Source organism: Deferrisoma sp., from assembly GCF_054681715.1.
Window position 1 is genome coordinate 1 of the sequence record NZ_BAAHFQ010000169.1, and the last position, 5,882, is coordinate 5,882.

Annotated in this window: 5 protein-coding genes and 1 pseudogene; all 6 read left to right on the forward strand. The window is 68.0% G+C overall.

Going from position 1 to position 5,882, the window contains the following annotated elements; genetic code table 11:
- The first annotated feature begins 128 nt into the window (after window positions 1–128).
- Complete coding sequence (locus ACY0I8_RS15520; protein WP_461395463.1) at window positions 129–527, forward strand: four helix bundle protein; 399 nt, start codon at window positions 129–131, stop codon at window positions 525–527.
- 568 nt (window positions 528–1,095) lie between these two features.
- A complete protein-coding gene (locus ACY0I8_RS15525) occupies window positions 1,096–1,614 on the forward strand; it encodes a hypothetical protein (RefSeq protein ID WP_461395464.1) in 519 nt (172 codons plus the stop codon).
- Complete coding sequence (locus ACY0I8_RS15530) at window positions 1,611–2,444, forward strand: hypothetical protein (protein WP_461395465.1); 834 nt, start codon at window positions 1,611–1,613, stop codon at window positions 2,442–2,444. Before ACY0I8_RS15525 ends, ACY0I8_RS15530 begins: the two co-directional genes overlap by 4 nt.
- Window positions 2,437–3,696, forward strand: a complete 1,260-nt coding sequence (locus ACY0I8_RS15535; protein ID WP_461395466.1) for an McrB family protein — start codon at window positions 2,437–2,439, stop codon at window positions 3,694–3,696. Before ACY0I8_RS15530 ends, ACY0I8_RS15535 begins: the two co-directional genes overlap by 8 nt.
- A gap of 2 nt (window positions 3,697–3,698) precedes the next feature.
- On the forward strand, window positions 3,699–5,312 hold the full coding sequence (locus tag ACY0I8_RS15540; protein ID WP_461395467.1) for a DUF2357 domain-containing protein: 1,614 nt from the start codon (window positions 3,699–3,701) through the stop codon (window positions 5,310–5,312).
- A 176-nt stretch (window positions 5,313–5,488) separates the two neighbouring features.
- Window positions 5,489–5,882, forward strand: a pseudogene (locus tag ACY0I8_RS15545) (hypothetical protein); the annotation flags it as partial.

Here is a 5,882-nt window from a genome sequence, read left to right on the forward strand (position 1 = left end):
ACCTTTTGCGTTTGAGGCGGTGACAGCGCGTTGGACCAAGGCGCAGCCATTCATCCTTCCGCCTTCTGCCTTCATCCTTCTGGAGTCCTGATTCAGAAGGGATAGTTTGGAAGGATGAAGGATGAGGGATGAAGGATGAAGGTCCCAGCAGGAACAGGGGCGGCGTAGCCAACCGTGATGGCGATATTGACACTCGGTTGAAGGAGTACGCTCTTGCTGTGGTTCGGCTCGTAGACTCCTTGCCGAGAACGACCAGCGCAGGCGTGCTGGGCCGCCAACTGCTCAGGTCTGCGACCAGTGTCGGGGCGCAGTATCGGGAGGCAAGGCGAGCGCGTTCGGACGCGGAGTTCGTGTCGAAGCTTGAGGTTGGAATCCAAGAGCTGGACGAAGCGGGGTACTGGTGTGAGTTGCTGATGGGCGGTGGGTACGGGCTGGAGGGGGAGTTGAAAAGGGTATCCGAGGAAACAGACGAACTCTTGTCGATATTGGTGACGATTGTGAAGCGTGTGAAGGCCAGGACGACGTGATTCATCCTTCATCCTTCTGCCTTCATCCTTCTGAAATGGATGAAGTGACGTGATCCGCACGGCGGCGGTGGGCGTTTGAGCGGAGTTGCCTGGTTCAACCTCTTGTGTTTGGGGCGGTGACGCCGCGTTGAACCAAGGGGCAGTCATTCATCCTTCCGCCTTCTGCCTTCATCCTTCTGGAATCCTGATTCAGAAGAGATCGCGACGCGGTAGAGCAGTGATCTCGGCTGCCCGGTCGCCGGGTCGCCGAGTGGCCCCGGGGGAAGCCACTTGCGTGGCGGCTTGCACGCCCCTTTTCCCACGAGATGATCCCGTGGCGCGTTCGCCTTTCCTCCAGACCCGCGGCAGCCTGCCGCAACGTTGCCGGGCTGGCAGAACTCGGCGCTGACGAGAGAGCCTACGGGCGTCCATCGAAAGTTAGTCGGCGGGGAGGACCCTGGCGGGAAGGGATTGTGACTCCCAAAAGTGACCCCGAAGGACGTAGAGCCGCCGGTCATGACGCCGGTAGCCTTGGACCTGCACGGAAGGGATCGAAGGCATTGCCGCAACGCGCGAGGGAGGGCGAGGCATGACCACACGGCGCAACAAAGAGCTCGACCGTCGAGAAACCATCGCGCAGATTCGCGATCCGAGCCTGCGGGGCGCGGGGCGGCCCGACCCGGTGTCGTGGTTGGGGCACCGGGGCGGCGCGGGACAGATTGATTATTTGCTCTTGGAGGGGGCGACGTGGGAGCAGATGGAGGCGGCCCGTGGCGGGGTAGAGGGGCATCTACGGCACTTGAAGCTGGACCACGGGCTACCGATCCGCCGGGAGGGCAGTCGCTTCCTGTTCGACCGCGAGGCGTTGGGCATCACGGGTTCGGTTTCGCGGCCGGCGGTGCCCCGCTATCCGGGAGTTGGGGAGGTTCGGGACGCGTTGGCGGCGCTTCGCCGAAAGGGGACCCGGGAGCTCCGGATACCGGTGAGTCAGTTGTTGGACGCGCTGGCGGCGCGGGACCCGGGTTGGCAACCGGACTGGCGGCAGCACGTGCGCCGGAACCTGGGTGCGTGGTTGGCGCAGTTGAGCCGGGAGGGCGAAGAAGGATGACGGACCAACTATCGTTGGACGGCTTGGCACGGTTGATCGGTTCGCCGCGGCGGGGCCCCGAGGAGATGGAGGTCTGCGCCCGGGTGTTCGAGGCGCTTCAACGGCGCTACGCGCTCCCGGGCACACGGCTGGAGATTCGGCCTAACCCCAAGTCGGTGCGCGGCCCCACGCGGAGTTTCCAGTACCTCTGCCGCGTGTACGTGTTTCCAATAGGGCGCAGAGGCTACGGCTGGCACCTCGAGGGATTCGACGAAAAAGAGGCGGCCGGATGCCGCGCCGAGATCACGGGCGACCGGAGCGGTTGGCGGCAGGCGATTCCGGAGTTCGACCGCCAGTTCTTTTGGGGCCTCATGGTTCCCCGGGGCGAGACGACGGCCCGGGTGCTGGCAGACCGGGGCATCACGGCGAAGGTGCGCGCGTTGGGCGAGGCGGGGGCGATGTTCTGCGACGAGTTTCGGGACGCTTCGTTCGGGGGGTGGTACCGCCTGGGCTACTACGTGACGCCGGAAACCCTCTCCGGTTGGGGCACGCCCGGCGCTCTTCTCGACCGGGTGGCCCGCGACCTCGCGGCAATCTATCGATTGTGCGACGAGGCCTTCGGGTCCGAGGAGGCGACGGAAGCTCCCCGCAGGCTGCCGACGCGCGACGACCTGGAGCGGGTGCTCGCGGCGTTTGCGGGGCGGAAGACGGCGCGGGTTTCCGTTGAGGAGGTGCTGGGGCGCCTGGCGGCGGAACCGGCGGGATGGACCCAAGGCTGGGAGGACCACGTGAGGCGCAATCTGGCGGCGTGGATTCGGGAGATCGGGCGCGGGGAGGAAACCCATGGCTGACGGGCGGTTGGCGGGCGCGTACTACGATGCGGAGACGGACGAGATCGTGCTGCCCGGGGCCGAGCCCAAGCCCGGCGACGTGTACGCTTACTTCGAGGGGGTGGGATTCCACTTTCCCCGTACGGTCATCACAAGCTACGTGCTCTCGCTTGCGACCAAGCCGTTTGTGATCCTGACGGGAATCTCGGGCACCGGAAAGACCAAAATCGCACAGTTGTTCGCCCGGTACGCGGCGGACGGCGAGCCGGAACGCCACGCATTTGTGTCGGTGCGGCCCGACTGGACCGACAACCGGGGCGTACTGGGCTTCTACAATCTCCTCACCCAGACCTATCAGCCCACCGAGGTGGTGCGGGTGCTGCTGCGGGCGCAGGCCGAGCAAGAACGGGCCCGCGCCGAGGGGCGCACCGCCAGACCCTTTTTCGTGATTCTTGACGAGATGAACCTCGCCAAGGTGGAGCAGTATTTCTCCGATTTCCTGAGCTGCCTTGAAAGCCGGCTTGGGGGCGGGGCCGAGCCCCTGTGCCTCCACGACGAGCCCGGGCCGGTGCCCGGACCCGGCGGCGAGGCCGCCGAAGTGCGGGTGCCCCCGCGGCTTGTGATTCCCGAAAACGTCTACTTCACGGGCACGGTGAACGTGGACGAAACCACCTACATGTTCAGCCCCAAGGTGCTCGACAGGGCCAACGTGATCGAGTTCAACGAGGTGGACCTCCACGGATACCTGGGCGAGCCGACCGGGACCGAGGCGTTTCCGGCGGTGGAGTTCACCGATCCGGACGTGCGCTCGCTCGTCGGCGAGGCGGTGCCGGCCACCCGCGCCGACTACGAGGCGTTCGACCGCCTCTGGAGGCACCGCCATGCCAGCCCGAACCCCCTGCCGGCCCTGCATGGCCTTTTGGCGCCCGATCACCTCCACTTCGGGTATCGGGTGGCGAACGAGATCGGGCGGTTCATCCGCCTTGGGGCCGAAACGACGACCGACGAAACCCTGGTGAACCTCTTCGACCTTCAGGTGCTCCAGAAGATCCTGCCCAAGTTCCACGGGACCCTCCAGCGGCTGGGCCGCCCCCTGGCGCGGTTGTTCTGGTTCTGCGAGCGACTCGAGGCCAAGGACCGCGACGACCCGGCCGAGGTGGCCGGGGTTGGGGCGGCGGACGTCCGGACGTTCCGCTTGCCCCGATCGGCCGAAAAGCTGCGCCGGATGCTCCAGACCCTGTGTGAGCAGCGCTACGCGAGCGCCATCGAGTGACGATGCGGGTGGGGGCCTGGTTCCCGGAAAAGGGCATCGCGTTCGCGCCGACCCTGGTGCGGTGGGAGCCCGCCGTTCTGGAAGCGTTCGACCGTTCCCCGGAGGTGGTCCAAACCCGGGAGTGGGAAGGCTGCTTCGTGGTGCTCCAGCCGGGCCATCCCCGGCCGCTCACCCCGGAGGAGTTCGCCCCGTTTGGGGAGTACCTGGGGCCCGAGGCGGGCCGCTTCGGGCTCGGGAACTTCGTGGGAGTAGCCCGATTCCGGGGCATCCCCATCGAGGTGGTCAACCGCAAGGTCACCCCCGAACAGTTCCGGTGCATGTTCGACGAGGTGTGCCGCCGGATCCCCGAGGTGGTGTTCTCGTTCGCCACCCCGGCGGGGTTTGCGTGGGAGCGGGAGGGGCCGCCGCCCGCGGCGCTCTCGTACGCCGCGCTGCTGTACCTGCTGCGGATCCTGTTTTCCGAGCCCCTGAGCGTGGAAGGGCTGTTTCGCCTGGTGCACCGCAACCCTCACCGCCGCCTCGAGACGGAGGAGCAGCCCGCCCCGGTGGAACGGACGTCCCAGGTGGGCCCCCGGGTGCTCGCGGCCCTCGCCGGGGGGGCGGATGCCCTGGCCCTCCTGGAGCCGGAGCACCCGCTGGCCGGCACGCCGCTGGCCCGGGCGCTCGGCGGGCAGGGGGGGCAACGCCGGTTCCCACGGGAGATCCCGAGCGTTCGACGATACTGGACCTACGACACCCCGGAAAATCGGTTCCTCAAATACTTTCTGACCGAGTTGCGGGGGGCGGTGGCCGAGTTCTGGAGCCGGTTCGCGGGCACCGAAACCCTATTGAACGGCGAGTTCGACGAACCCCTCCGGGAGGCGGCCGGGCTCCTGGACGCGCTGTTGGCCGACCGCTTCTTCGAGGACGTGGGGGACCTGCGGCAGATTCCCTGGGCCTCCACCGTGCTCACGCGCCGCGACGGGTATCGGCAGTTGTTTCGGTATTTCCTGGAGTTCTTCTCGGCGAGCCGGATCCGGTGGAACGACGCCGATCTCGAGGCCCTGTGCGAGGTCAAGGATGTGGCCACGGTGTACGAGTACTGGGTCCTCTTTTCGCTGCTTGACGCCTTGGAGGCCCGATGGGGCGTGCCGGTGCGCATGGCGCCGTTGTCGCACACGGACGACCGGGAGATTCGGGTTGCGGAGGGACTCTGCGTTCACTACGCGACCGGGGCCGTCTTCGAGTTCCAGAAGTGGCTGAGGCCCTATTCGCGGGGGGCGCTCCGGCCCGATTTCGTGATCTCCCTGGGGGAACGCCACCTCGTGCTGGACGCGAAGTACCGAAAAACAGCGGGTGGCGGCGAGTTGTACGGTGGCGAGGACGAGCCGTTTGGGACGGGCACGGTAAAGGAAGACGACCTCGTGAAGATGCACGCGTACCGCGATGCGCTCCCCGGGGTCGTGGGGGCGTTGGCGGTGTATCCGGGCCGGGAGACTGCGGTGTGGTCCTCGCCATCCGGCGACGTCCGGGTCGGGGCGCTCGCCCTGTGCCCGGGGGCCGAGGAACAAAACGCCAGGACCCTGGCAGCGCTGGACGAGCAACTGACCTGGCTGACCGAGGGCCGAGAACCGTGAACCCTTCGCCCCCCGCGACACGGGCGCCGAGTCGGCCGGGTTCGGCGCCCGGGGGAGAGCGGGGCGTCTGAGGCCGAAGCCGCCCCGCGGGCTCCGTGTCCGGGGTGGGCGGGATGCCCGGTGGGGCAAGGGCGAAGGGCGCGGGGTCGGCGGGGCCGATGGCCACGGGAGGGCTCATGCACGAGCGAGAGCGTAGGCCGGTGCTGCTGTGTACCTTGGGCGGCACGTGGCTCGTGGTTCCGGAGTTGCTGGGGTATCTGGACCCCGAGCGGGTACCGGTGTATCCGGCCGCGTGGTGGGCCGGACGGGCCCGGCCGAGCGTGGGGCCGGCCGAGGAGGTGTGGGCGGTGACCACCCTGGGCCAGAGGGCGGTCCAGGGGGTGGCGGCGCTTCGGCGCTACTGGGCCCTCCTCGGCCCCGGGGCGCCGAGGCTTCGGGTGTTCGCCCCGGCCGGGGTGGACGACGTGGTGGCGGGCCCGCCCGAGGACGACCCCCTGGCCGAACTTACGTACCGCTTGGCGCTCGCCGCCCGCGAGCGGGGCGGGCCGGTCCTCTACAGCCTGGCCGGGG

Excerpts from the sequence above, each read along its gene's own strand:
- ACY0I8_RS15520 (WP_461395463.1), top strand. The coding sequence starts at position 129 with ATGAAGGATGAAGGTCCCAGCAGGAACAGGGGCGGCGTAGCCAACCGT.
- ACY0I8_RS15535 (WP_461395466.1), top strand. The coding sequence starts at position 2,437 with ATGGCTGACGGGCGGTTGGCGGGCGCGTACTACGATGCGGAGACGGAC.
- ACY0I8_RS15530 (WP_461395465.1), top strand. The coding sequence starts at position 1,611 with ATGACGGACCAACTATCGTTGGACGGCTTGGCACGGTTGATCGGTTCG.
- ACY0I8_RS15525 (WP_461395464.1), top strand. The coding sequence starts at position 1,096 with ATGACCACACGGCGCAACAAAGAGCTCGACCGTCGAGAAACCATCGCG.
- ACY0I8_RS15540 (WP_461395467.1), top strand. The coding sequence starts at position 3,699 with ATGCGGGTGGGGGCCTGGTTCCCGGAAAAGGGCATCGCGTTCGCGCCG.